A 25,773-nucleotide genomic window follows, 5' to 3' on the forward strand; every position below is an offset into this window, starting at 1 on the left:
CCCGTTTTGGTTGCACCGCAGCGTCCGCTTTGCCGCACGGCCGCCATGAAAATCACTGATCTACATGGTTTATCGCTCAGTCGCGGAGCAGATCGTTGATGCTGGTCTTGCTGCGCGTCTGGGCGTCGACACGCTTGACGATGACCGCGCAATACAGGCCCGGCTTGCCGTCGCTGCCGCCGGTCGTGCCGGGGACGACCACCGCATAGGGGGGCACTTCGCCCTTGAAGGTCTCGCCGGTGGCGCGATCGATGATCTTGGTCGACGCGCCGAGATAGACGCCCATCGACAGCACCGCGCCCTCGCCGACGCGCACCCCCTCGGCGACCTCGGAGCGGGCGCCGATGAAAGCGCCGTCGCCGATGATGACCGGATCCGCCTGCAGGGGTTCGAGCACCCCGCCGATGCCGGCGCCGCCGGACAGATGGACGTTGCGGCCGATCTGCGCACAACTGCCGACCGTCGCCCAGGTGTCGACCATCGTCCCCTCGCCGACATGGGCGCCGATGTTGACGAAGCTCGGCATCAGGATTGCGCCCGGTGCGACATAGGCGCCGCGACGGACGACGCTGCCCGGCACCGCGCGGAAGCCGGCGGCGCGGAATTCGGCCTCGCTCCAGCCGCTGAACTTGGACGGCACCTTGTCGAACCAGTGGCCGGCACCCGGACCATTGTCGATCAGCGCATTGTCGTTGAGGCGGAAGCTGAGCAGCACCGCCTTCTTGAGCCACTGGTTGACGCGCCAGCCGCCGGCGCCGTCGGGCTCGGCGACACGCGCCTCGCCCGCGTCGAGCAGCGCCAGCGCGCGATCGACCGCGAGCCGCACCTCGCCGGTGGTGGTGAAGCCGAGCGCGGCGCGATCCTCCCACGCCTGGTCGATGACGGTGCTGAGATCCTGGCTCATGATGCCTCCATGATATGGGTCAGCCACGATGCGAGATCGTGGACGGTGAAGTCGATGAAATCGCGTGCGGCGTCCGGCCCCTGCTCGGAGCCGTTGTCGATCCACACGGTGGTCATGCCGATCGCCTTGGCCGGCGCGAGGTTGCGCGCCATGTCCTCGACGAAGACGGCGCGGGTCGGCTCGATCGCGAGGCGCGCGCACAGATTGGCATAGGCGGTCGGGTGCGGCTTGGGCACGAGGTCCATCGCATGGATGTCGTGGATCGCCTCGAAATGCGTGCCGAGGCCGAGGCGGTCGAGCACGCGCAGCGCATAGGGCTTGTCGCCGTTGGTGAAGACCAGCTTGCGCCCCGGCAGCGTCGCGATCGCCGCGGCGAGCGGCGCGTCCGCTTCGAGCACGTCCATCTCGATATCGTGCACTTCGGCAAGGAAGGCATGCGGATCGACCCGATGCTCCGCCATCAGGCCGGTCAGCGTCGTGCCGTGCCGGTGGAAATAGTCCTTCTGCAACACGCGCGCCTCGTCCCACGGCAGGTCGAGCAGCCGCGCGATGTAATCGGTCATGCGATGATCGATCTGCGCGAACAGATTGGCGCGTGCCGGGTACAGCGTGTTGTCGAGATCGAAGATCCAGGTGTCGATGGAGGCGAGCCGCGGGTGCATGCCGGCGCGTCTAGGCGGCGATCGCCGCATGTACAAGCAAGCGGCGGTTTGCACCGCCGCGCGTCTTCGGTAAGGATTTCGAAGGGCGAGCGACTTAGGGGGGCGCCGCCAGGGGGTGGGTGTGCGTATCAGGATCGGAACACGGGTCGGGGCAGCATTGGTCTGGCCGCTGTTCGTCGCAGGCTGCGGCGGGGGCGGTGGCGGCGGGATCAATTCGACGCCGACGCCGCCCGCCGCGCAGGTGCCGACGCCCGTCGTCACGCCCGCGCCCGCCCCGGCGCCCACGCCGACCCCGGCCCCGACGCCGACCCCGACCGCGACCAATTACGACACCAGCGAATATCGGGCGACGGTCGGCGCGGTGTCGATGAATGCGCTCGCCGCCTACAACAAGGGCGCGACCGGCGCGGGCGTCAACATCGCGATCATCGACAGCGGCATCGATCTGACCAGCCAGGAATTCGGCGGCCGGGTCAGCACCGCGTCGCAGGACGTCGCCGGCAACAGCTCGATCGCCGACGAGGGCGGTCACGGCACCGCGGTCGCCTTCACCGCCGCCGGACGCCGCAACGCCGCCGGATCGCAGGGCGTCGCCTTCGATGCGACACTGACCGTCCTGCGCGCCGACCGGCCGGGATCGTGCGCCGCCTCGACCGATGCCAGCACCGATACGTGCAAATTCGGCACGGATGCGATCACCAAGGGCGTCGATGCGGCGCGACTGGCGGGGGCGCGGGTGATCAACCTGTCGCTCGGCGGCGCGACGATGCCGCAGGGACTGATCGACGCGATCGGCCGCGCCACCGCACGCGGCATCATCGTCGTCATCGCCGCCGGCAATGACGGCGCCGACAATCCCGATGCCTTTACCTCGGTCGCCGGCGACGCGGCGGCACGAAACCTGGTGATCGTCGCCGGTTCAGTCGGCGCCACCGACGCCATCTCGACCTTCAGCGACAAGGCGGGGACCGGCGCCGCCCATTACCTCGCCGCGGTCGGCGAGCGGGTGCGCGCGCCCAACCAGAGCGGCACCGCCTATCTCTGGTCGGGCACCTCCTTCGCCGCGCCGCAGATTTCGGGCGCGATCGCCCTGCTGGCGCAGGCCTTTCCCAATCTCACCGGCGCGCAGATCGTCGACCTGCTGTTCCGCACCGCGCGCGACGTCGGCGCGAGCGGCGTCGACGCGATCTACGGCAACGGCGTGCTCGACCTCACCCGCGCCTTTCAGCCGGTGGGCACCGCCAGCGTCGCCGGATCACATATCGCGGTGTCGCTGAGCAGCAACGCGACGCTGTCCGCGCCGATGGGGGACGCCGCGGTCGGGCAATTGGGCGCGGTGGTGCTCGACAGCTATGCGCGCGCCTTCGCGATCGACCTCGCCGGCACGATCAACCGCGCCGGACCGACGCCGGTGCTGGTCGGCGCGTTGCAGAACCGCCAGCGCAACATCGCGCTGGCGGCGGGCGACACGATTGTCTCGCTGACGCTCGCGCCGCGCGCCAACGGCGACGTCGCGCTCGAGCGCAGCCGGCTCAGCGCCGGTCAGGCGATGACCGCGCAGGCGATCGCCGGCGCGGTGACGCAGCGGCTCGGCGCCGGCACCAGCTTTGGCTTCGCCTTCTCGCAAGGCAGCGGCAGCCTGACCGCGCAGATGACCGGACAGGCACAGCCCGCCTTTCTCGTCGCCGGCCAGAGCGGCCTCGGCTTCGACAGCGTCGCGCGCTCGGCGGGCGCGTTGCGTCAGGAGCTCGGCGGCATCGGCGTCACCGCGACGATCGAGAGCGGCGACATTCTGGCGCGGCGCGATGCGATGCTCGCCGGCCTCAACACCTATCGGCGTGCGCCTTACGACCGGGTGACGCTGACCGCGGATCATCGCTGGGGCGGGCTGGCGACGACGCTGGCGGTCAGCTCCCTCAACGAGACCGCGTCGCTGCTCGGCGCGCGCTTCGACGGCGGGCTCGGCGCGGCGCGGGCGCGCACCCTGTTCGTCGATGCCGATGCGCGCTGGAGCATCGGCGCGGGCTGGACCCTCGGCGGGTCGTGGCGCCGCGGCTGGAGCGCCGCCCAGCTCAGCGGCGGCATGGCGGGCAGCGGCCGGCTGCTCACCGAAGCGTTCGCCGCGGATGTCGGCAAGGACCGCCTGTTCGGCCGCGACAGCCTCGGCCTGCGCCTCGCACAGCCGCTGCGCGTCGCGCGCGGCGGGCTCGATTACCGCTTGCCGACCAACTGGGACTATACGACGCTCACCGTCACCGACTGGACGACGCAACGGCTCAACCTCGCGCCCCAAGGCCGCGAGATCGATGTCGAGGCGCGCTATCATATCCTGCTCGGCGACGGCGATCTGCAGACCAACATTTTCTGGCGGCGCGATCCCGGCAATTACGCGGCCTTGCCCGCGGACGTCGGCGGAGCGGTCCGCTATACGGTCGGCTTCTGATTGCAGGCACGACGGGGCGTTCCCATCTTGCCTCGCATGACACGCTTCTCCCTGCTCGATCTGGTGCCCGTCGTCGAAGGCGGCACCGTGGCGCAATCGCTGGCCAATGCCGCCGACCTCGCCCGCCATGCCGAGACGCTCGGCTTCCAGCGTTACTGGGTCGCCGAGCATCACGGCATGCGCGGCATCGCCAGCGCCGCGACCGCCGTGGTGATCGCGCATATCGCCGCTGCGACCAGCCGCATCCGCGTCGGCGCCGGTGGCATCATGCTCCCCAACCATGCGCCGCTGGTGATCGCCGAGCAGTTCGGCACGCTCGACGCGCTGTTTCCGGGGCGGATCGATCTCGGCCTCGGCCGCGCGCCGGGATCGGATCAGCGCGTCGCCCGCGCGATGCGACGGACGCTGGAGACCGACCCCAACGCCTTCCCGCAGGACGTGATGGAGCTGCAAAGCTATTTCGCCGACGACGGCCGCACCGGCATCGCCGCGACGCCGGGTGCGGGCGCCAATGTGCCGCTGTGGATCCTGGGGTCGAGCACCTTCGGCGCGCAGCTCGCCGCGGCGCTCGGCCTGCCCTATGCCTTTGCGTCGCATTTCGCGCCGGACGCGCTCGACGCCGCGCTGGCGATCTATCGCCGCGACTTCCGGCCGTCGGCGCAGCTCGACAGGCCTTATGCGATGGCAGGGTTCAACGTCTTCGCCGCCGAGACGGATGCGGAGGCGGAACTGCTGGCAAGCTCGCAGCAGCAGTCGTTCGTCGCGCTGCGCACGGGCAATCCCCGCCAGCTGCCGCCGCCGGTCGAGGGCTATCGTGCCGGCCTGGGGGCGCAGGGTGCATTGATCCTCGACCATGTGCTGCAATGTTCGGCGGTCGGCTCACCCGCCACCGTCGCCCGCCAGACCGCCGCCTTCATCGAGCGGACCGGGGTGGACGAGGTGATGGTCGCGAGCGCGATCTACGATCACGACGCCCGCAAGCGCAGCCTGGCGATCACCGCCGAGGTGATGAGCGGACTGACCGTTCCCGCCTGATCGCGGCGTGACGCGCGGCGGCGGCGAGCAGCGCGTCGAGGTCGGCGCGGGCGATGTCGAAGCTGTCGCGCATATCGGCAAGTGCCGCGTCGACGTCTTCGGGCGCGAAGACCGAAGGCGGCGCCGGCATGGGGCGATGCGGATAGGCGTGCCCCGCCAGCCGATGAAAGAGGATGCCGCTGCCGACCAGCAGTGCCGAATCGAGCGCGACCGGCAGGAAGGGATAGAGCCAGCCGAGCGGGGTATGCGCCGCGGCGAGCGCGACGCCGAGCGCGACCGCGCCGCCCGGTGGGTGGAGGCAGCGCGCCAGCGACATGACGATGATCGCGAGTCCGACCGCGACCGCCGCCGCCGCGACCGGATCGCCGATCAGCCGCACGACGATCAGTCCGCAGATCGCCGACAGCATATTGCCGCCGATCACCGGCCAGGGCTGTGCGAGCGGGCTCGCCGGCACCGCGAAGACGAGCACGGTGCTCGCGCCGATCGGCGCGACGAGCAACGGCGCGGCGCTATGACCGAGCAATGCTGCGATGAGGCCGGTCAGCGCCACGCCGATGATCGCGGCGACGCCGGCGACCAGCCGGTCACCGAGCGCCGCACCGGCGAGAATGGGGCGAAAGATCCGCATCGCCGCCGGCGCTAGCGGGTGCGCCCACCCCCCGGCAAGGCCCGAGTGACAAGCCTCTACCCGCGCGACATTATCAGCCGCGACTCAATTCGCCGCGGGCAGCCGTAGTCGCACCAGCAGACCGCCGAGATCCTCGCTTTCCTCGAGACTGACGGTGCCGCCGTAGATTTCCGCAACGTCGCGCACGATCGCGAGGCCGAGGCCGGTGCCCGGCTTGCCAGTATCGAGACGCACGCCGCGGTCGAAGATGCGGACGCGGTCCTCCTCCGGGATGCCGAGTCCGTCATCCTCGATCAGCAGCTCGACGAAGCCCGCATCGGCACCGACCGTGACGAAGACGCTGCCGCCGCCGTATTTCGCCGCATTCTCGATGAGGTTGCCGAGCATCTCGTCGAGGTCCTGCCGCTCGACATGGACCTGCAGGTCGCGCGGCCCGGTCACGTCGATACGGATGTGGCGGTAGAGCCGCGCGACCGCCCGTTCGACCGATTCGAGGCTGGGCCAGACCTCGGCGCGACTGTGCGCCGAGCCGCGGCGGCCGACCGCGCGGGCGCGGGCGAGATGGTGATCGACCTGCCGCCGCATCGTCCGCGCCTCGCGGATCACCGTGTCGGCGAGATCGTCGGCCTGCGCGGTGGCGGCGTTCATGATGACGGTGAGCGGCGTCTTGAGCGCATGGGCGAGATTGCCGGCATGGCGCCGCGCCTCCTCCGCCTGCCGTTCGTTATGTTCGATCAGCGCGTTGAGCTCCTCGACCATCGGCGCGACCTCGTCGGGCATCGGCACCGTGATGCGGTTCGATTGCCCGGCCCGCATCCGTGCAATCTCGTCCCGGACGCGGCGGAGCGGCCACAGGCCGTAGAAGGTCTGCAACCAGACCAGCACGACCAGACCGAGGCCGAGAAGGGCAAAGCTGCGGATCAGGGTGCGACGGAGGATGGTGATCTGCGCGTCGAGGTCCCGTCGCGTCTGCGCCACCTGAAAGCGCCAGTGGATTTTCGATCCCGGGATTTGCGCGTCGCGCTCGGCGATCCGCAGCCGCTCGTCCGGGAACTGATCGCTATCGTAGAAATGGATGTTGCGATCATTGTGCCTGTCGCCGAAATCAAGGCGACGATCCCACAGCGACCGCGACGGAAAGGCCTCGGTAACCGGCCGACCGGGTGCCGAAATCTGCCAATAGAGACCCGAATTGGGCTCGAGGAACAGCGGGTCGCCCGTCGCATCGCGACTGAGAATCACCTCGCCCTCCGGCCCGATCTCCGCCGACACGAGCAGCGATCGGATGACGTTCTGCATCTGCGCGTCGAAATTGTCGGTCACCGCATTGGTCAGCACGCGGTCAAGCGCGAAGCCGCCACCGAACAGCAGCAGTCCGATCCACGCCGCCGCGATCAGGATCATCCGTCGCGACAGCGATCCCGTCGTTCTGGCCCGCTCACGTGGCACGACTTCGGCGAGGGGCGGCGTGTCCATGCGCGCGACTCCCGCCGATCAGGCGTCCGGATCTTCGAGGCTGTAGCCGAGCCCGCGGATGGTGGTGATGACGTCCTGGCCGAGCTTCTTGCGGATGCGCGTGACGAACACCTCGATCGTGTTGGAGTCGCGGTCGAAATCCTGATCGTAGATATGTTCGATCAGCTCGGTGCGGCTGACCACCTTGCCCTTGTGATGGAGCAGATAGCTGAGCAGCTTATATTCCTGCGCGGTCAGCTTGACCGGCTCGCCTGCCTTGGTCACCTTGCCCGAGCGGGTATCGAGCCGCACGTCGCCGGCGGTCAGCTCGGACGAGGCATTGCCCGAGGCGCGGCGGATCAGCGCCCGCAGGCGGGCGATCAATTCCTCGGTCTGGAACGGCTTGGCGACGTAATCGTCGGCGCCCGCGTCGAGCCCGGCGACCTTGTCCGACCAGCTGTCGCGCGCGGTGAGGACGAGCACGGGCATCGTCTTGCCCTCCTTGCGCCAGCGGTCGAGCACGGTCAGCCCGTCGATCTCGGGCAGGCCGAGGTCGAGCACGATCGCATCGTAATTCTCGGTCGAGCCGAGGAAATGCCCCTCCTCGCCGTCGGTCGCGAGGTCGATCGCATAGCCGGCGCCCTCCAGCGTGTTCTTGAGTTGCTGGCCGAGGTTCGGCTCGTCCTCGACGATCAGAACGCGCATGCAGATCCCCTCTTAATTACCGGTACGGCCGATGATCTGGCCGGAACGGCCATCGACGTCGACCCAGACGATGACGCCATCGCGCATGAACTTGAGCGTGTAAACCGCAGTGCTGAAATCGAGATCGAAGCCGAGATATTCATAGCCCTTCATCGTCGGGATGACGCGCGCCTCGATGGCGCGCGGCGACAGCACTTCCCCCTTGCGGCGCGCATCATAGGCGCGCGCCTGATCGCTGCGCCGTTGGTCGGGCGCCTGGGCAAGCACCGGAGAGAGCGCGGCGGCCATCGCTAGCAACATTGGAACGACCATCTTCATGACGACTGGCATAGGCGGAAGGCATTGAACAGCCTGTGAATGGAGCGGGTGGAAAGCGTCCGCGCGACAATGGGTTCCCGGCTGCGCTTGCCGCGGGCGTGCGCGCCGCCTACCTGCGGCGGCCATGGCTGCCCCAATCCTTGCATACGAAGACCTTGGCGTGATTCAGGGCCACGGCTGGCTGTTCCGCCACCTCGACATCCATATCGGCGCGCGCGACCGCCTCGCGCTGATCGGCCGCAACGGCGCGGGCAAGACCACCTTGCTCAAGCTGATCGGCGGGCTGATCGACAGCGACGAAGGCCGCCGCGTGATCGTGCCGGGCACCCGCGTCGTGCTGCTCGAACAGGAACCGAGCCTCGCCGGCTGCGCGACGCTCGCCGATTATGTGCTCGGCGGCGAAGGCGCGCCCGAGCGGCACGAGGCCGATGCGATCGCCGACCAGCTCGGCATCGACCTGTCGCGCGAATCGGCGTCCGCCTCGGGCGGTGAGCGCCGCCGCGCCGCGATCGTCCGCGCGCTGGCGCAGGACCCGGACGTGCTGCTGCTCGACGAGCCGACCAACCATCTCGACATCGGCGCGATCGACTGGCTGGAGGACTGGCTCGGCCGCTTCCGTGGCGCGTTCGTCGTCATCAGCCATGATCGCACTTTCCTCACCCGGTTGACCAAACAGACCTTGTGGATGGATCGCGGCGCGATCCGCCGCGCGGAGATCGGCTTCGGCGGGTTCGAGGCGTGGACCGAACAGGTCTATGCCGAGGAGGAGCGCAACGCACAGCGGCTCGACGCCAAGCTCAAGATCGAGGAACACTGGCTGCAACGCGGCGTCACCGGGCGGCGGCGGCGCAACCAGGGCCGGCTCGCCAAGCTCAAGGACATGCGCGCCGAACGCGCGGCGATGATCGGCCCGCAGGGCGCGGCCAACCTCGTCACCGCGGCGGACGACAGCAAGACCAAGGTGGTCATCGACGTCAAACATGCCTCGAAGAGTTTCGGCGACCGCACGATCATCCGCGACCTGACGCTGCGCGTGACGCGGGGCGACCGGATCGGCATCGTCGGCCGCAACGGCGCGGGCAAGACGACCTTGCTCAAGCTGCTCACCGGCGAGCTGGCGCCCGACGAGGGCGAGGTCAAGCTCGCCAAGACGCTCGACGGCGTCATCATCGATCAGCAGCGCAGCCTGATGGCGCCGACCAAGACGGTGCGCGAGGTGCTGGCGGACGGCGGCGACTGGATCGACGTGCTCGGGGTGCGCAAGCACATCCACGGCTATCTCAAGGAGTTCCTGTTCGACCCGTCGCTCGCCGAGGCCAAGGTCGGCACGCTGTCGGGCGGCGAGCGGTCGCGCCTGCTGCTCGCGCGGGAATTCGCGCGAGAGTCGAACCTGCTGGTGCTCGATGAGCCGACCAACGACCTCGACCTCGAAACGCTCGACCTGTTGCAGGAGGTGATCGCCGATTACGCGGGCACGGTGCTGATCGTCAGCCACGATCGCGACTTCCTCGATCGCACGGTGACGGTGACGCTGGGGCTCGACGGATCGGGCAACGTCGACGTCGTCGCCGGCGGCTATGAGGATTGGGAGCGGCAGCGGCGCAAGCCGGTCGAGGCCAAGAAGGCCGCCACCGCCAAGGCCGCCCCGCCGCCGCCCGCCCAGGCGAAGACCAAGCTGAGCTACAAGGATCAGCGCGACTATGACCAATTGCCGGCGCGGATCGAAACGATCGACGCGGGTATTGCGCGGGACGAGGCGCTTTTGGCCGATCCGGCGCTGTACGTGCGCGATCCGAAGCGCTTCGACGCGCTGACCAAGGCGATCGAGGCGGCGCGCAGCGAGAAGGAGGCGGCGGAGATGCGCTGGCTCGAACTCGCCGAGCAGGTCGAGGGGCTGGGTTAGGCCGGCAGGTCCATCGTCACCGTCGTACCCTCGCGACCGCTCTCGGTGGTCAGCGTGCCGCCCGCCTGACGCGCAAAGGCCGGGATCAGCCGCGATCCCAGGCCATGGTCGAGACCGGCCGGCGCCGCGGCGGCCGGCATGCCGACGCCGTCGTCGCTGACCAGCAGCGTCCAGCCGCCGGGTCGCTGGCGGAAACCGACGGTGATCCGGCCGCCGGCGCGGCCGCCGAAGGCGTGTTTGGCGGCGTTGGTGACGAGTTCGTTGACGACGAGCCCGATCGACACCGCCCGGTCGCGCGGCACATCGACCTCGTCGCTTGAACAGGCAAGCGTGATGCCGCCGCGCAGCAGCAACGCATCCGCCAGCGCCGCGCACAGATCGCCGAGATAGGCGCGCATCTGCACCGCATCGCTCTGACCGACGCCGCGATAGAGGTGGCGATGCGCGCGCGCGATGCTCTCGACGCGGGCGAGCGCGGTGCCGAGGGCATCCGCCGCCTCGCCGTCCGCGCGGCGACGCTGGATGTCGAGGATCGACGCGACGATCGCGAAATTGTTCTTCATGCGATGGTCGATCTCCTGCAACAGCAGGTCGCGGTCGGCGATCTGCTGCTCGCGCTCGCGCGTCGCCCGCTCGACCGCGCGGCAGAAAAGTTCGGCGGTGGCGATCGTCAGCACGACCGCGAGCAGGATGAAGATCAACGTCACCCAGGCGGTGGCATCATCGCGGACGCCGAGCATCCCCGGTACGGTGACCGTCCAGGCATAACCGATGCCGAGCAGCGCCGAGATCGCCCCCGCCGGCCAGCGCGCGAGCAATGTCGCCAGCAGCATCATCGGGAAGCACAAGGCGAAGGGCGCCCCCTTCCCCACCGTGATCCGATCGAGCGCGCTGTACAGCAGGATCGCGAGCACGGCGCTGACCAGACCGACCGCACATTGCGTGACGATGCGCGGTATCCGCGGCGCGAAACGCGTCGTCAGGTCGAGTTGGCGGAACCGTTGCACGCGCGAATTGAGCCGCGACGGACCAATGCTGTCAAGTACAATAGAACCTAGATGACAAAGTGTTTACCTGATCTGCCGCAAGTCGCGCCCCGCACGGCCGGCGAGTTCGACGATATATTGCCACGCCACACGGCCCGATCTGCTGCCGCGGCGCGTCGCCCAATTGATCGCCTGCCCAGCGTCGAAGGGAAGATCATAATGTCCGGCATAGGCCGCGACGATCGCGCAATAGGCGTCCTGATCGAGGACGTGAAAGCCAAGGCTCAGCCCGAACCGGTCGGCGAGCGCGAGCTGGTCGTCGATACTGTCGCGCGGGTTGATCGCCTGTGCCTCGCTGCCGGCGCTCGCCGCGGCGCCCTGCTCGACCATGTCGCGCGCGACGAGGTGGCGGCGGTTGGCGGTGACGAGCAGACGGACATTGTCGGGCCGCGCCTCCGCACCGCCCTCGAGCAACGAGCGCAGCGTCCGCGCCTCCGCCGCGCCGTCGAAGCCGAGATCGTCGAGGAACAAGGCGAACGCCCGCGGCACGCCGGCCAGTCGGGCAAACAGCTTCGGCAGCGTATCGATCGCAGCGACCTCGACCAGTGCGATGTCGCCGCCCTCCGCCTGCACCGCGCCGATCGTCGCCTTGACCAGCGCCGACTTGCCGGTGCCGCGCGCGCCCCACAGCAGCACGTCCTGCGCCGCCGCACCGGCGGCGAGCCGGCGGAGATTGACGAGCAATGCGTCGCGCTGCCGCTCGACGCCGATCAACAGCTCGAGCGGCAGCGGCGCAAAGGCGCGCGCGGCGATCAGCGCGCCGTCACGCCAGACATAGGCGGGATGCGCGCGGGGATCGTCCCCGACGGGCGGCGGCGGGGCGAGGCGTTCGAGCGCGGCGGCGATACGCTCAAGAGGATCGGTCATGCCGCGCTCATGACCCCGCCCCGCCGCAGGCGCAAGGCGTCAGGCGGCGATACGGCGGGCGTGCGCGGCGATGACCGGGTCGGCGGGGGCAAGGCGCACCGCCTTGGCGGCGAGCTGGCGGGCGCCGTCCAGATTGCCGGCGGCGGCGAGCGCAACCGCATAGGCATCACAGACGGCGGCATTCATCGGCGCGAGGCGATAGGCCGCGCGACCGTAGCGGCTGGCGACCGCGCCGTCGCCATCGGCGTCGCTGCCCGCATAGGCGAGCGCGAGATCGGCGAGCAATGCGGCATCGCGGTTGCCGGCGATCCGGCGCACCGCCTCCAGCGTCTCGATCGCGGCGTCCTCGTCGCCGCCCTGCACCTGCAACCGACCGAGCAGGCGTCGTCCGACGAGGCTCTGCGGATTCTGGCCGAGGTAGAGCGAGAGCGCCGCCGCGGCATTGCGCGGGCGATCGGCGCGTCCCCAGGCATCGACCAGCCGCAGCATCGTCGGTTCGTCGAAGCTCAGGCTGGCGGCGCGGGCGTAGCTCTGCGCGGCATCGGCATAGCGCCCGGACACGGCGAGCGCATCGCCGAGCGCGATCTGCGCGGCGGGAGCGCCGGGACTGGCGGCGACGAGCGTCCGGGCGCGCGCTATCGCCCCCGCGGTATCGCCGGCGGCGAGCTGCGCGCGGATCACGCCCAGCAGGTAATTGGGATCGCCCGGCGCCTGGCGGGCGGCGGCGAGCAGGGTCGCGGCATCGTCGTCGCTGGCGAAGGCGATCGCGCCGCCATGCGCGCCGATCGCGGCACGATCGAGGAAGCGCGCTGCCGCGACCCGGTCGCCGCGCGCCTCAAATCCACGCGCGACCAAGGTCAGCGTATAGGCGTCGGCATCGTCGCGCAGCGCGATCGGACGAAGCTGATCGAGCCCGCCCTGAATATCGCCCGAGCGCAGCAGCGCGGCGCCGAGCAGGCGGCGGAGGCTGACGTTCAGCGGCTGATCCTCCGCGAGCGGACGCCAATCGCCGATCGCCCGCTCGGTCTGGCCGCGTGCGTAATCGAGGCCGCCGGCGAGCAGCGCCGCGCCCGGCAGATCGGCCACCGCATCCCCCGCCCGTTGCAGCAGATCGCGGGCTAGCGCGCCGCGTCCGGCACGCGCGGCGAGCACCGCCTGAAGATAGAAGGCCTGCGGGCTGCCCGGCCGGGCGGCGAGCGCGCGGCGGGTCGCGGCGAGCATGTCGACGTTGCGCCCCACCTCGCCGAGCGTCGCGGCATATTCGATCAGCGCCGGATGGTAATACGCGTCGCGGGCCAGCGCCGCCTCGAACCAGGGCAGCGCCGCGATCGGGCCATAGCGCGTGCGGACCACTTCCGCCTGCAACGCGAGCGCGACCGGATCGCCCGGCGCGAGCCGCTGTGCGCGGGTCGCGGCGTCGGCGGCGGCGGCGATCTCGCCCGCATCGAGCCGGATGCGGCCGAGGTCGGTCCAGGCCCCGGCGTCGCGCGGCGCGCGGGCGAGCCATGCGAGCAAATCATGCGCGGCGGTGGCGCTGCCGCCCTGCATCGCGCGCGCGCGGGCAGCGGCGCGGATCGCCTCGCCATCGCCGGGTGCGGTCGCGGCGGCATCGAGCGCGGCCGGCCAGTCGGACTGGAGGAAACGCGCCCGCGCCCGCAGGCCCGCCAGTCGCGCCGCCGGCTCATGCAGGGCGGCCGCCCGGCTCAGCGCACCCTCCGCGGCCAGGCCGTCGCCAAGTTGCAGATAGCTGCGCGCGAGAAGCAGCAACGCCGGCTGCGACTGCGGTCGGCTCGCCAGCGCGGCCAGCGCGTGATTGCGCGCCGCGCTATAGTTGCCAAGCCCGTAAGCGGTCCGCGCATCGCGCAGGGCAACGACCGGATCGGCGCGGGGCGGCGGGCGCAGCGCCAGCCATGCCGCCAGCAGTGTGGCGAGCAGCAGCACCGCCAGCGCGACCGCCTGCCCCCGTCGCAATCGCGGCAGGCGGGGCAGCCGCAGCCGGCGACGCCGCCCCGGCAGCAGCGGATAGCGCCGCTCAGCCATGCAGATCATAGCTTTTGAGCAGATCGTAGAGCGTCGGCCGGCTGACGCCGAGCAGCCGCGACGCGCCCGAGATATTGCCGTCCGACTGCGCCAGCGCCTGCCGGATCGTCCGCCGGTCGACGCTTTCGCGCGCGCTGCGCAGGTTGAGCGGCAACGCGACGTCGGGATCGGCGAGATCGAGGTCGGCGGCGGTGACGAGCTTGCCGTCGGCCATAATCACCGCGCGCTTGATGCGATTCTCCAGCTCGCGGACGTTGCCCGGCCAGCGCCACGCCTCGATCGCGGCGAGCGCGTCGGGGGCGAGGCCGGTGACGGCGAGGTTCATCGCCTCGGCGTGGCGACGCAGCAGCGCACGCGCGAGCAGGCTGGCATCGCCGGGCCGCTCGGCAAGGCTCGGGATGCGCACGACGATCTCGGCGAGGCGGTAATAGAGATCCTCGCGGAACCGACCATCGACGACCATCGCGGCGAGGTCCTGATGCGTCGCGCAGACGATGCGCGTATCGACCGGGATCGGCTTGCGCCCGCCGATCCGCTCGATCACCCGCTCCTGCAGAAAGCGCAGCAGCTTGACCTGCAACGGCAGCGGCACGTCCCCGATCTCGTCGAGGAACAGGGTGCCGCCGACCGCCTGTTCGATCTTGCCCGGCGTCGTCTTGACCGCCCCGGTGAAGGCGCCCTTCTCATGCCCGAACAGCTCGCTTTCGAGCAAGGTTTCGGGAATGGCGGCGCAGTTGATCGCGACGAACGCGCCGCGGCCGCGCGGCGAATGATCGTGCAGCCCGCGCGCGAGCAACTCCTTGCCGGTGCCGCTCGCGCCGAGCAGCATCACCGATACGTCGGCGGGGGCGACGCGCTCGACGGTGCGCACCACCGCCGCCATCTCGTCCGATGCGTAGAGCAGCCCGCCGAACCCGGCAGCGGGCGCGGCGCGCGCCGCGAGGCGGCGGTTTTCGGCTTCGAGCGTATGGACGTGAAAGGCGCGCGCGACGATCAGCGCGAGCGCGTCGATGTCGATCGGCTTGGCATAGAAATCCCACGCGCCGAGCGCGATCGCCTGCAACGCGCTCTCCCGCGCGCCATGCCCCGAGGCGACGATGATCTTGGTGTCCGGCTTGAGCGCGAGCATCTCGGCCAGCGTCGCAAAGCCTTCGCTGGTGCCGTCGGGATCGGGCGGCAGGCCGAGGTCGAGCGTCACCACCGCGGGCTCGTGCAATCGCAGCGCCTCGATCGCCTCGGCGCGGGTCGCCGCGGTGACGATCCGATAGCCCTCGAACGCCCAGCGCAACTGGCGTTGCAGCGCGGCATCGTCCTCGACGATCAGCAGGACGGGCGTGTCGGTCATGCAGCATGCTCCAGCAGGCGGGCGGCAGGCAGAGTGAGGCGGAAGCAGGTGCCCTCGCCCTCGCGGCTGACGACGGTGAGCGTACCGCCCATATCGTCGGCGAGCTGGCGCGCCTCATAGGCGCCGATGCCGAAACCGCCGGGCTTGGACGAGGCGAACGGGCGGAACAGCTGGTCGCGGATGAAGGCGGCGCTCATCCCGCAGCCGTGATCGATGACCTCGACGAAGGCGGCCTGCGCGTCGCCGCCGGCAATCAAAGCGATCGCCGCCCCCGCCGGACTCGCCTCGATCGCATTCTGGAGCAGATGGCCGAGCAATTGTTCGAGCCGGCCCGGCTGCGCCATGGCGACTCCCGAGCCCGAGACCTGCACCGGATGCTGCGCGCGCCGCGCCGCGGCGAGGCGCAGCGCGAGTGCGGCGAGGTCGACCGGCTGGACCGGCTCGGCGCTGGCGCGGTGATGCTGCGACAGGCGGGCGAGCAGGCCGTTCATCCGGTCGGCGGAGTCGCGCAGGGTGGCGACCATGTCGGCGCGGAAGTCGGGATTGTCGGCGTGGCGCTCGGCATTGCGCGCGACGAGACTGAGCCCGCTGACCAGATTCTTGATGTCGTGCATGATGAAGGCGAAGCGGCGGTTGAATTCGTCGAAGCGCGCGGCGTCGGCGAGCGCCGCATGGGCGCGATCCTCGGCGAGATAGCTCGCCGCCTGTCGCCCGGCGACGCGGAGCAGGTCGAAATCCTCCCAGTCGAGCGCACGGTCGATCGGCGGGCGGGCGAGCAGGATGGCGCCGATCAGGCTGGCGCCGTGGATCAGCGGCACCAGCGCCCAGGCGTCGGCCGACTCGCGCATCCAGTCGGGGATCACCGCCGCTTCGTCGGCGGGCGCGTCGCCGCGGCGGACCTGATCGAGCTCGACGATGCGCGCGCTGGTCGCGAGATGGTCGCGCAACGCCGCCTCGCCGCCGCCGGCCTCCTGCCATTGCCACGCCGCGCCGACGCCGAGGCCGTTGCCGTCCGGAACGAGCAGCAGGCCAGCGGGCGAGCCGGTGAGGTCGGCGATTGCCCGGACGATGCGGCGGTCGAGCGGGTCGGCGCCGGGCGCGCCGAGCGTCGCGGTGAACCGCTGCCATTCGGCCCGATAATCGTAGCGGTGGCGGAAGAAATGCTTGGCGACCTTCACCTTGAGCCAGGCGCGCAGCCACGGCGTCGACAGCAGGGTGATGAGCGCGGTGGTCGCGCCGAGGATGATCGCGGTTTGGACGAGGCGGACGGCGTCACCGGCATAACGGCCGGCGAACTGGGTGAGGAGTACCGTCGCGCCCGCATAGGAGAGGATCGCAAGCAGCGAGATCCCGCGCAGCACCACGCCATGCGATACGGCGAGCCCATGCACCCGGCGACGCACGGCGAGGACGAGCGCGACGCCGGTGACGGCAAAACCGCGCATCGCGATTGCCTGCGGCGGCGCCGCGCCGAAGCCGTAGGCGAGCATCGCGACGATCAGGTCGATCCCCCACAACCCGCCGAGCGCGACCGCGAGCGGCAGCGCCGGATGCGGCGTCGCGCTTTCGCTGCTCGCGACGTGATGCGCGAGCATCAGGCCGGCGACCGCGGCAAGCATCACCGCGATCAGCCGCAGCTCGCCGATCGCCTCGCGTGCGGTATGCGGCAGCGGCAGCACGCCGAGCATCGCGAGCAGCCCCGCCGCGGCAGTCAGCGTCGCCGCCACCGCATAGACGGCGTAGAGCGACAGCCCGCCGCTCCGCCGCCCGCGCACCGCGGCGAGCAGCACCGCGAGCCAGGCGAGATCGCGCAGGCATTCGGTCACCCGCGCGGCGACGTCGCCCGCGCCGATCCCGGCGACGGCGAGCGCCCACAAGGCAGTCAGCAACGCGGCGAGCGTGACGCCGCGATCCTTCTGCGCCAGCGCCGCCCGCAGCGCGCCGAGCGCAAGCAGCCCGAAAGCCAGCGCGGCAAGCGCATGGCCCCAGAGGATCAGCGCCGCCATCGGCTCAGCGCGCGCCCGTCGGCCACAGCACGACGCGCAACGTCTGCAACAGGATCAGCAGGTCGAGGAAGGGCGAATAGTTCTTGGCGTAATAGAGGTCGTATTCGAGCTTGTGGCGCGCATCCTCGATCGAGGCGCCATAGGGATAGTTGATCTGTGCCCAGCCAGTGATGCCGGGCTTGACCATGTGGCGCTCGGCATAGAACGGCAGCTGGCCTTCGAGCTGCTCGACGAATTGCGGGCGTTCCGGACGCGGGCCGACGAAGCTCATCTCGCCCTTCAGCACCGCCCAGGTCTGCGGCAGCTCGTCGATCCGCACCATGCGGATGATCCGGCCGATGCGGGTGATGCGCGGATCGTCCTTCTCCGCCCAGACCGCCTTGCCCGCGACCTCGGCATCCTGCCGCATCGAACGAAGCTTCACGATGTCGAAACACTGGTTGTACAGGCCGACGCGGCGCTGACGGTAGAAGGCCGGCCCCTTCGATTCGAGCTTGATCGCCGCGGCGGTGAGCAGGATCAGCGGCAGGGTCAGCACCAGCAGCAGCAGGCTGACGACGACGTCGAACGCACGCTTGAACACGCTCGACAGCATCCGCCCCGAGGCGAAGCCGTCGGAGAAGATCAGCCACGACGGATTGACCGAATTGAGATCGATCCGCCCGGTCTCGCGTTCGAGGAAGGTCGAGATCTCGCTGACCGCGACGCCCGTGGTGCGGACGCGGAGCAGGTCCTTGAGCGGCAGCGCATTGCGTCGTTCCTCGAGCGCGAGCACCACCTCGCCCGCGCCATGATCGACGACATGCGCGGCGAGATTGGGAATGGCGTCACGCGGCACCGCGCCGGCGACGACCGGCGGGCCTTCGCCCATCGCCACATAGCCGGCGACGATGACGTTGGCGCCGGGCTGGTCGGCGAGCGCGCCGATCCGCGCCGCCCGATTGCCGGCCCCGAGCACGATGATCCGCCGCTTGAACGTATCACCGCCGAGCGTCCGCCCGAGCAGCGCGCGCACCACGACGAGCAGCAGCGCCGCGATCAGCGTCGCATAAGCGAGGTTCGACCGCCACAGCGCGACCGGCGGGATCAGGAAGAACAGGATCGACAGGAAGGCGACGCCGATCAGCAGCGCGACGACCAGCCGCGCCGCAGCGAAGCGCAGCGACAGGAACGAGCCGACGCCATAAGCGCCGACCGCGATCAGCGCGATCTGCAACGCGGCGGCGAAGGCGAACAGCTGCGGCAGCCGCGTCGTCACCGGCAGCACGTCCATGCCGATCTGCCGCGCCCGAATCACCCAGCCGAGCTCCGCCGACACCAGCAGCAGCATCGCATCGACCACGCCGAGCAGCAGCACGGCATAGGGGACATAGTGCTTGAACAAGCGGATCATCCGAGCGCCTCCCCCTGTCGGCCTGTAAGCTTTTCCGACAGACGGGTAGGCAGGTGACACAAAAAGGGAAAGAAAAGTTGAACGACGCGCCCGCGACGGTCGTTTCGCCCTCGCCTCAATTCGGATAGGAAGACCTGTCCCCAAGGAGTTAAGCGACCATCATGACGATCGTACCTGTGATCCTTTCCGGAGGGTCCGGCACCCGCCTGTGGCCGATGTCGCGGCCCGAAATGCCCAAGCAGCTGCTCGCCCTGACCGCCGAGGAGACGATGCTCCAGCTCACCGCGAAGCGCGCGCACGGCGAGGCCTTCGCCGCGCCGATCGTCGTGGCCAATGCGCGCCACGCCGATCACATCGACGAGCAGCTCAATGCGGTCGGCGCGACGCCGCAGGCGGTGATCCTGGAGCCGGTCGCCCGCAACACCGCGCCGGCGATCGCGCTCGCCGCGCTCGCCGCCAAGGGCGAAGACGCGCTGCTGGTGATGCCGTCGGATCACGTCATCGCCGACGTGCCCGCCTTCCATGCCGCGATCGAGGCGGCGCTGCCGCTGGTCAACGACGGCTGGCTCGTCACCTTCGGCATCGCGCCCGACGCGCCCGAGACCGGCTATGGCTGGATCAAGGTCGGCGAGGCGCTCGCCGACGGCGTCCATCGCGTCGCGCGCTTCGTCGAAAAGCCGATCCGCGAACGTGCCGAAGAGATGCTCGCCTCGGGCGATCATGCCTGGAACGGCGGCATCTTCCTGTTCCGCGCCGACATCTTCCTCGGCGCGCTCGCCGCGCACGCGCCCGGCATGCTGACCGCGACGCAGGACGCGATGACCAAGGCGCGCCGCGACGGCGTGCGCATCTACCCGGACGAGACCGCATTCGGCGCCTCGCCGTCCGACTCGATCGACTATGCGGTGATGGAGCGCGCCGAGCGCGTCGCCGTCGTGCCGGTCGCGATGGGCTGGAGCGACGTCGGCAGCTGGGATGCGCTGCACACGATCAGCGCGCGTGACGCGCAGGGCAATGCGCATCGCGGCGAGGTGCTGGCGATCGACACGCACGATTGCCTGATCCGGTCGGACGGGGTGCGGATCGCCGCGGTCGGCGTCAGCGACCTGATCGTGGTGGCGAGCGGCAACGACGTGCTGATCCTGCCGCGCGGCCGCAGCCAGGAGGTCAAGAAGCTGATCGAGGCGATGAAGGACCGCTGACTCAGCGGATCGACAGCGTCCACGCCAGCAGCCCGGCGAGCCCCGCCGCGCCGATCAGCAGCTGGCGGGGACGCAGCCGCGCGAAATAGGCGGGCGCATTGCCCGCCAGCGCGGCACGACGATCGACGAAGGCGGCGAGGACATAGCCGAGCGTCAGCGGGATCAGGGCGAGCCACGGCACGACGATCACCAGCCCGAGGCCGGCGAGCGTGAAATAGCCGATGCTCGCCGCGATCTCGACCGGCTTCGAGGCGTGGCGATTGCCGAAGCCGAAACCGCGGCGGACGCCGGCGATGAAGGCGAGCACCAGCGCCGCCCAGATGATACCGAGCCGCACCGCCCAGACCGGCCACGGCATCGGCAACAGCCACGCCCCCGCGCCGGCCGCGACCAGCGGCAGCATCGGGCCATAGCCGAGCAACAGGCCGTCGGCGGGGACGTCGGGGCGATCAGCATCATCGTTCATGACGCCGCCAACGAGCCACGCCGCGGCGGGTTGCGTCAGGGCAGCACCAGCCGCACCCCGTCGATCCGCCGTGCCCGCAGCGCCATCGCCGCGGGCAGGGTGCGATCGTCGGTGACGACGTAGAGCCGGCCCGGCACGCGCGTGCCGCGGCGAAAGGCGTCGGCCTCGGCGTGCAGGCGGGTGACCGCGGCGCGATCGGCGCGCGCGGCATAGACGTTGGTGACCGGGCGGTGCAGCTTGGCCGCCTGCCATGCGATCTCCTGGAACAGGCCGAGGTCGCGGGTCACATCGCCGGGCATGAAGGCGATGCTGCGCGCCGAGGCGATCGTCCCGATCCAGCGCGGATCGCGCAGCCGCGACGCCGGCGCGCGCGCCGCAGCATCACTCTGCGCGCGGATCGCATAGGCCATGGCGTCGAGATCGACGATCTGGATGGTCAGCACCGCCACCAGCAGCAACGCGGCCCGCTCGGCCGAAAGGCGGTAGACGGCGAGCAAAGCGACGAGGATGAGGACATAGCCGACCGGCCAGAACAGCCGCCCCGACGCACGCACGGGATCGAGCAGCAGCCGGACCGTCTCGGGCAGCGGCAATCGTACCACCGCGATGATGGCGAGCATGATCAACGCCGGCGCGAGGCCGCGCAGCCGATCGAGCGTCACCCGCTGACGCGCATCGGCGGGCAATCGTAGCGCGGCGAGGATCGCGGCGGCGACGAGCAGCAGACCGCCCGCGCCGAGATAATGGAAGCCTTCGAACCCGCGCCCCGGGCTGGTCTCATGCGCCGGCAGCAGATTGGTGAAGGACGGGATCGCCGGGTTCCACAGAGCGTCGAGCGGCATCGAGTAGAAACCGAAATTGCCTGCCGGCAGCTGACCGCCGACGCCCAGCCAGTGCGCCAGCAGCGCGACGAGCACCAGCACCGCCGTGCCCTGCCCCAGCACCGCGATCCGCTCCGGGCGCGGTCCTTGCGTAAAGCGCACCAGCAGCGCCGACGCCCAGATCGCACCGACCATGACCAGCAGATAGCTGTGGATCAGCGCGGCGAGCACGATCAGCGGACCCCACCAGCGCAGGGTACGGCTGCGCACGGGATCGAGGAACAGCCAGAGCGCGGCGAGGATCAGCCAATGCGCCATCAGATTGGCGTGGACGAAGCGGTTGAACAATGTCGGCGGGAAGGCGAGCAGCGCCACGCCGATACACAGCGCCACCGGCCCCGGCGCATGACGGCGGAGCAGCGCCCAGGCGAACAGCGTCTGCACGATCAGGCAGAGCAGGATGAACGGACCGATCAGCTGCGCATCGCCGGGAAGCAGCGGCGATGCCAGCTTGGCGGCGAGCGTAACGAGCGGGTTGCTGTCGGTGAACAGCACCGGCACCCCCTGCGGCGCATTGAGCAGATATGTGCGCAGCGACAGGCCGGCGGCGGGATCGTAGCGATAGGCGTGCAGTCCCAGCGCATTCTCGCCCGCGTCGCTGCCGTTGAGCAGCCAGCCAACGTTGCCGATATCGAGGGTCTCGACATGGAAGAAGGCGAGAAACGCCAGCATCGGAAGCAGCAGCAGCAAGACGGGGGTGACGGAGCGGCGCATGGCCGCAGTCTGCCCGCACGACGGGATATTTTTGGTTAATGACGCCACGATGCAAAAAGGGACCGGCGGTCGCCCGTACGGTCCCTTCGCGTAGGTCGTGGCTGGTGCGGACGGGTTCGGCCGGGCCGACCCGCCGGACGCTCCGATGCCGGTGTCGGGGCAGGCAGCGCCCGCCCCGATGCCGGATCAGAAGTCCATGCCGCCCATGCCACCCATGCCGCCACCGCCGGGCATGGCCGGAGCCTTGTCCTCGGGCAGTTCCGACACGGTCGCTTCCGTGGTGATCAGCAGACCGGCCACCGAGGCGGCGTTCTGCAGCGCGGTGCGGACGACCTTGGTCGGGTCGATCACGCCGGCCTGGACCAGGTTCTCGTAGGTGTCGGTCGACGCATTGAAGCCGAACGACGTGTCGGTCTGGTCGAGCAGCTTGCCCGAGACGACGGCGCCGTCGTGGCCGGCGTTCTGCGCGATCTGACGCACCAGTGCGGTCAGCGACTTGCGGACGATGTCGATACCGCGGGTCTGGTCCTCGTTGACGCCGTTGACGCCTTCGAGCGCCTTGGTAGCGTAGAGCAGCGCGGTGCCGCCACCGGGGACGATGCCTTCTTCGACGGCCGCGCGGGTCGCGTGCAGCGCATCGTCGACGCGGTCCTTGCGCTCCTTGACCTCGACCTCGGTCGAACCACCGACCTTGATCACGGCCACGCCGCCGGCGAGCTTGGCGAGACGCTCCTGGAGCTTCTCACGGTCGTAGTCGCTGGTGGTGTTCTCGATCTGCGCACGGATCGCCTCGGTGCGGCCCTTGATCGCATCGGCTTCACCCGCACCGTCGATGATGGTGGTGTTGTCCTTGTCGATCGTAACGCGCTTGGCGGTGCCGAGCATGCCGACGGTGACGTTCTCGAGCTTGATGCCGAGGTCTTCCGAGATCATCTCGCCCTTGGTCAGGATCGCGATGTCCTCGAGCATCGCCTTGCGGCGATCGCCGAAGCCCGGAGCCTTGACCGCTGCGACCTTGAGGCCGCCGCGCAGCTTGTTGACGACGAGCGTGGCGAGCGCCTCGCCCTCGATGTCCTCGGCGATGATCAGCAGCGGACGACCCGACTGCACGACCGCTTCGAGGATCGGCAGCATCGCCTGCAGGTTGCTGAGCTTCTTCTCGTGGATCAGGATGTACGGATCGTTGAGTTCGACCGTCATCTTCTCAGGGTTGGTGATGAAGTACGGCGACAGATAGCCGCGGTCGAACTGCATGCCCTCGACGACGTCGAGCTCGAAATCGAGACCCTTCGCTTCCTCGACGGTGATCACGCCTTCCTTGCCGACCTTCTCCATCGCTTCCGCGATCTTCTCGCCGACTTCACGGTCGCCGTTGGCCGAGATGATGCCGACCTGCGCGACTTCCGACGAACCCGAGACGGGCTTCGAGCGCGCCTTGATGTCCTCGACGACCTTCAGGACGGCGATGTCGATGCCGCGCTTGAGATCCATCGGGTTCATGCCGGCGGCCACCGACTTCATGCCCTCGCGGACGATCGCCTGCGCCAGGACGGTCGCGGTGGTCGTGCCGTCACCGGCGATGTCGTTGGTCTTCGAGGCCACTTCGCGCACCATCTGCGCGCCCATGTTCTCGAACTTGTCCTTGAGCTCGATTTCCTTGGCGACGGTGACGCCGTCCTTGGTGATGCGCGGTGCGCCGAAGCTCTTGTCGATCACGACGTTGCGGCCCTTCGGCCCAAGCGTCACCTTCACCGCATCGGCGAGGATGTCGACGCCGCGGAGGATGCGCTCACGCGCGTCGCGGCCGAATTTTACGTCCTTGGCTGCCATGGTGGCTACCCTTTCAAATGACGAATGTGGAAACTAGCGACGGTAAGCGGACGTCTCAGCCAACGATGCCGAGGATGTCGCTTTCCTTCATGATGAGCAGGTCTTCGCCGTTGACCTTGACCTCGGTGCCCGACCACTTGCCGAACAGGATCTTGTCGCCGGCCTTGACGTCGAGCGGGGTGATCGTGCCGTTCTCGGCGCGCGCGCCGGTGCCGGCAGCAACGACCTCACCCTCTTGCGGCTTTTCCTTGGCGGTGTCGGGGATGATGATCCCGCCAGCCGTCTTCTCTTCCGCCTCAACGCGGCGAACGAGGACGCGGTCGTGCAACGGACGAAAGTTCATTGCGAAGTCCCTCTTCAGGTCAGTGTTACAGATTTCTGGCACTCCCGGATGAGGAGTGCCAACGCCGCGGATATGTGCCGCGACCACGGGATCGTCAAGACCGTCGATGCCGCAAAATGACAGCGATCGGCGGCAGACGGTGCGCGCGACGGGGCGGAGAGTGACCTATCCTGCCGTTCCCCACCCCGCTGCCGTTCACGCTGAGCCTTGTCGAAGCTCCTTCATTCCCGAACGTTACGCCCGCGGGAAGGCCCGTTTCGAGACGCTCAGCCCGCGATCACCACGTCGCGATAGCGCGGATTGAGCAGATGGAAGGCGAACAACGCGACGAGATAGGCGAGCCCACAGGCGACAAAGAACGGGCCGTAGCTGCCGACCGTATCGAGCAGCAATCCCAGCGTCTTGGAGGCAATGAAGCCCCCCGCCGCACCGGCGAAACCGCCGAGGCCGATCAGCGTCCCCTGCGCATAGCGGGGAAACTGGTCGCCGGGCAACGCGAACAAATTGGTCGAGAAGCCCTGATGCGCCGCACAGGCAAGCCCGATCATTCCGACCGCGATCCAGATGCTGCTCGCCTGCGCGGCGAACATCACCGGCAGCGCGAACAGCGCGCAGACGAACATCGCGCGCTTGCGGGCACGTCCCGTCGCGACGCCGCGCTTGAGCAGGCGCGACGAATACCAGCCGCCGGCGATCGCACCGAGATCGGCGAGGATATAGATGGCGACCAGCGGCGGCCCGAAATTCTTGAGGTCGTAGCCATACCGGCTGTGGAAGAAGTCGGGCAGCCAGAACAGGAAGGTCCACCAGACCGGATCGATCAGGAAACGCCCGGTCATATAGGCCCAGGCCTCGCGATGGCGCAGCACCGCGAGGAAGCCCGCGCGACCGACGTCATCGGCCGGCTCCGCCTCGATCCAGGCGCGCTCCTCGGCGGTGACGCGGGGATGCGCATGCGGCGGATGGTACAGCCGCCACCAGGCGGCGAGCCAGACGAGGTTGAACAGGCCGGTGATGATGAATGCCCAGCGCCAGTCGAGCACCATCCGCACGACGATGAAGCTGATCAGCAGCGGCGTCACCACCGCGCCGACATTGGCGCCGGCGTTGAAGATGCCGATGGCGAAGGCGCGCTCCTTGCGCGGAAACCATTGCGAGGCGGCGGCGAGCGCGGACGGATAGGTGCCCGCCTCCCCGAAGGCGAGCGGGATGCGCGCGATCGCGAAGCCGGTGGTCGAGGTGACCAAAGTCTGCGCGAAATGGCCGATCGTCCAGCTGCCCATGGCGAGCAGATAGCCGTTGCGCGCGCCGATCCGGTCGATCAGCCAGCCGAACAGCAGGAAGCCGAAGCCATAGGCGACCTGGAAGTAGCCAGTGATGTCGCCATAGCCGGCGTTGCTCCAGTCGTAGAGCGAGGTCAGCTGCGGCTTGAGCACACCGAGCACCAGCCGGTCGATATAGCTCAGCACCACCGCGGCGAAGAGCAGGCCGCAGATCAGCCAGCGGATCCGCCCGCGCGGCGGCGGCACCGCGTGGACGGCGGTTTCGGGGGCGGTGGCCGCCGCGTCGCCGATCGCGCTCATC

Annotated in this window: 21 protein-coding genes; 4 read left to right on the top strand and 17 right to left on the bottom strand. The window is 69.5% G+C overall.

Annotated features, from left to right (window positions below; translation table 11 throughout):
- Positions 1-76: 76 nt before the first annotated feature.
- Both dapD and PBN85_RS12145 read right to left on the bottom strand, forming a co-directional pair.
- The gene (gene dapD, locus PBN85_RS12140) at positions 77-904 is read right to left on the bottom strand and encodes a 2,3,4,5-tetrahydropyridine-2,6-dicarboxylate N-succinyltransferase (protein ID WP_271299160.1); all 828 of its coding nucleotides are present in this window, start codon (positions 902-904) and stop codon (positions 77-79) included.
- A complete protein-coding gene (locus tag PBN85_RS12145) occupies positions 901-1,566 on the bottom strand; it encodes a pyrimidine 5'-nucleotidase (protein WP_271299161.1) in 666 nt (221 codons plus the stop codon). Before PBN85_RS12145 ends, dapD begins: the two co-directional genes overlap by 4 nt.
- 121 nt (positions 1,567-1,687) lie before the next feature.
- Here PBN85_RS12145 and PBN85_RS12150 point away from each other — a divergent pair, with 121 nt between their 5' ends.
- Both PBN85_RS12150 and PBN85_RS12155 read left to right on the top strand, forming a co-directional pair.
- A complete protein-coding gene (locus tag PBN85_RS12150; protein WP_271299162.1) occupies positions 1,688-4,009 on the top strand; it encodes a S8 family peptidase in 2,322 nt (773 codons plus the stop codon).
- Positions 4,010-4,045: 36 nt separating this feature from the next.
- A complete protein-coding gene (locus tag PBN85_RS12155; RefSeq protein ID WP_271299163.1) occupies positions 4,046-5,044 on the top strand; it encodes an LLM class flavin-dependent oxidoreductase in 999 nt (332 codons plus the stop codon).
- On the opposite strand, the gene PBN85_RS12160 is transcribed toward PBN85_RS12155, so the two are convergent.
- The 4 genes from PBN85_RS12160 to PBN85_RS12175 all read right to left on the bottom strand — a co-directional run bounded on the left by PBN85_RS12160 (position 5,004) and on the right by PBN85_RS12175 (position 8,123).
- Positions 5,004-5,675 carry an HPP family protein gene (locus tag PBN85_RS12160; protein ID WP_271299164.1) on the bottom strand — a complete coding sequence of 224 codons (672 nt, stop codon included), beginning with the start codon at positions 5,673-5,675 and terminating at the stop codon, positions 5,004-5,006. The two genes, PBN85_RS12155 and PBN85_RS12160, sit on opposite strands and share 41 nt — an antisense overlap.
- A gap of 84 nt (positions 5,676-5,759) precedes the next feature.
- Positions 5,760-7,079: a sensor histidine kinase gene (locus tag PBN85_RS12165; RefSeq protein WP_037533027.1), complete on the bottom strand. Its 1,320-nt coding sequence runs from the start codon at positions 7,077-7,079 to the stop codon at positions 5,760-5,762.
- A gap of 90 nt (positions 7,080-7,169) precedes the next feature.
- Positions 7,170-7,835 (bottom strand): response regulator transcription factor, encoded by a 666-nt coding sequence (locus PBN85_RS12170; protein WP_037533025.1) that lies wholly within the window; start codon positions 7,833-7,835, stop codon positions 7,170-7,172.
- A gap of 12 nt (positions 7,836-7,847) precedes the next feature.
- Positions 7,848-8,123: a hypothetical protein gene (locus PBN85_RS12175; RefSeq protein ID WP_333781829.1), complete on the bottom strand. Its 276-nt coding sequence runs from the start codon at positions 8,121-8,123 to the stop codon at positions 7,848-7,850.
- Positions 8,124-8,277: 154 nt separating this feature from the next.
- Between PBN85_RS12175 and PBN85_RS12180 the strand changes: the two genes are divergently transcribed.
- Complete coding sequence (locus tag PBN85_RS12180) at positions 8,278-10,056, top strand: ABC-F family ATP-binding cassette domain-containing protein (protein WP_271299165.1); 1,779 nt, start codon at positions 8,278-8,280, stop codon at positions 10,054-10,056.
- Here the strand turns inward: PBN85_RS12180 and PBN85_RS12185 are convergent.
- The 6 genes from PBN85_RS12185 to PBN85_RS12210 all read right to left on the bottom strand — a co-directional run bounded on the left by PBN85_RS12185 (position 10,053) and on the right by PBN85_RS12210 (position 18,753).
- Positions 10,053-11,063: a sensor histidine kinase gene (locus tag PBN85_RS12185; protein WP_271299166.1), complete on the bottom strand. Its 1,011-nt coding sequence runs from the start codon at positions 11,061-11,063 to the stop codon at positions 10,053-10,055. The two genes, PBN85_RS12180 and PBN85_RS12185, sit on opposite strands and share 4 nt — an antisense overlap.
- Positions 11,064-11,126: 63 nt before the next feature.
- Positions 11,127-11,969, bottom strand: a complete 843-nt coding sequence (locus tag PBN85_RS12190; RefSeq protein ID WP_271299167.1) for an ATP-binding protein — start codon at positions 11,967-11,969, stop codon at positions 11,127-11,129.
- A gap of 39 nt (positions 11,970-12,008) precedes the next feature.
- On the bottom strand, positions 12,009-14,009 hold the full coding sequence (locus tag PBN85_RS12195) for a tetratricopeptide repeat protein (protein WP_271299168.1): 2,001 nt from the start codon (positions 14,007-14,009) through the stop codon (positions 12,009-12,011).
- Positions 14,002-15,354, bottom strand: coding sequence for a PEP-CTERM-box response regulator transcription factor (prsR, locus tag PBN85_RS12200; protein ID WP_037533014.1), 1,353 nt, complete (start codon positions 15,352-15,354; stop codon positions 14,002-14,004). The genes PBN85_RS12195 and prsR overlap by 8 nt, the downstream gene beginning before the upstream one ends.
- Complete coding sequence (gene prsK, locus PBN85_RS12205; RefSeq protein WP_271299169.1) at positions 15,351-17,360, bottom strand: XrtA/PEP-CTERM system histidine kinase PrsK; 2,010 nt, start codon at positions 17,358-17,360, stop codon at positions 15,351-15,353. Before prsK ends, prsR begins: the two co-directional genes overlap by 4 nt.
- 4 nt (positions 17,361-17,364) lie before the next feature.
- On the bottom strand, positions 17,365-18,753 hold the full coding sequence (locus PBN85_RS12210; RefSeq protein WP_037533008.1) for a TIGR03013 family XrtA/PEP-CTERM system glycosyltransferase: 1,389 nt from the start codon (positions 18,751-18,753) through the stop codon (positions 17,365-17,367).
- Between the two features lie 161 nt (positions 18,754-18,914).
- Here PBN85_RS12210 and PBN85_RS12215 point away from each other — a divergent pair, with 161 nt between their 5' ends.
- Entirely contained in the window at positions 18,915-19,955 is a 1,041-nt protein-coding gene (locus tag PBN85_RS12215) for a mannose-1-phosphate guanylyltransferase/mannose-6-phosphate isomerase (protein WP_271299170.1), read from the top strand.
- Position 19,956: 1 nt separating this feature from the next.
- On the opposite strand, the gene PBN85_RS12220 is transcribed toward PBN85_RS12215, so the two are convergent.
- From PBN85_RS12220 to PBN85_RS12240, 5 genes are all read right to left on the bottom strand, one after another.
- Positions 19,957-20,421 (bottom strand): DUF3429 domain-containing protein, encoded by a 465-nt coding sequence (locus PBN85_RS12220; RefSeq protein WP_271299171.1) that lies wholly within the window; start codon positions 20,419-20,421, stop codon positions 19,957-19,959.
- A 35-nt stretch (positions 20,422-20,456) separates the two neighbouring features.
- The gene (locus tag PBN85_RS12225) at positions 20,457-22,016 is read right to left on the bottom strand and encodes a DUF6311 domain-containing protein (protein WP_271299172.1); all 1,560 of its coding nucleotides are present in this window, start codon (positions 22,014-22,016) and stop codon (positions 20,457-20,459) included.
- A 186-nt stretch (positions 22,017-22,202) separates the two neighbouring features.
- Positions 22,203-23,846, bottom strand: coding sequence for a chaperonin GroEL (gene groL / locus PBN85_RS12230; protein WP_037533000.1), 1,644 nt, complete (start codon positions 23,844-23,846; stop codon positions 22,203-22,205).
- A gap of 55 nt (positions 23,847-23,901) precedes the next feature.
- Complete coding sequence (groES, locus tag PBN85_RS12235) at positions 23,902-24,189, bottom strand: co-chaperone GroES (protein WP_174191974.1); 288 nt, start codon at positions 24,187-24,189, stop codon at positions 23,902-23,904.
- A gap of 266 nt (positions 24,190-24,455) precedes the next feature.
- Complete coding sequence (locus PBN85_RS12240) at positions 24,456-25,772, bottom strand: MFS transporter (protein WP_271299173.1); 1,317 nt, start codon at positions 25,770-25,772, stop codon at positions 24,456-24,458.
- Position 25,773: the final 1 nt, after the last annotated feature.

This window comes from Sphingomonas sp. CV7422 (assembly GCF_027945725.1).
GTDB classification, from domain to species: Bacteria; Pseudomonadota; Alphaproteobacteria; order Sphingomonadales; family Sphingomonadaceae; genus Sphingomonas; species Sphingomonas kyungheensis.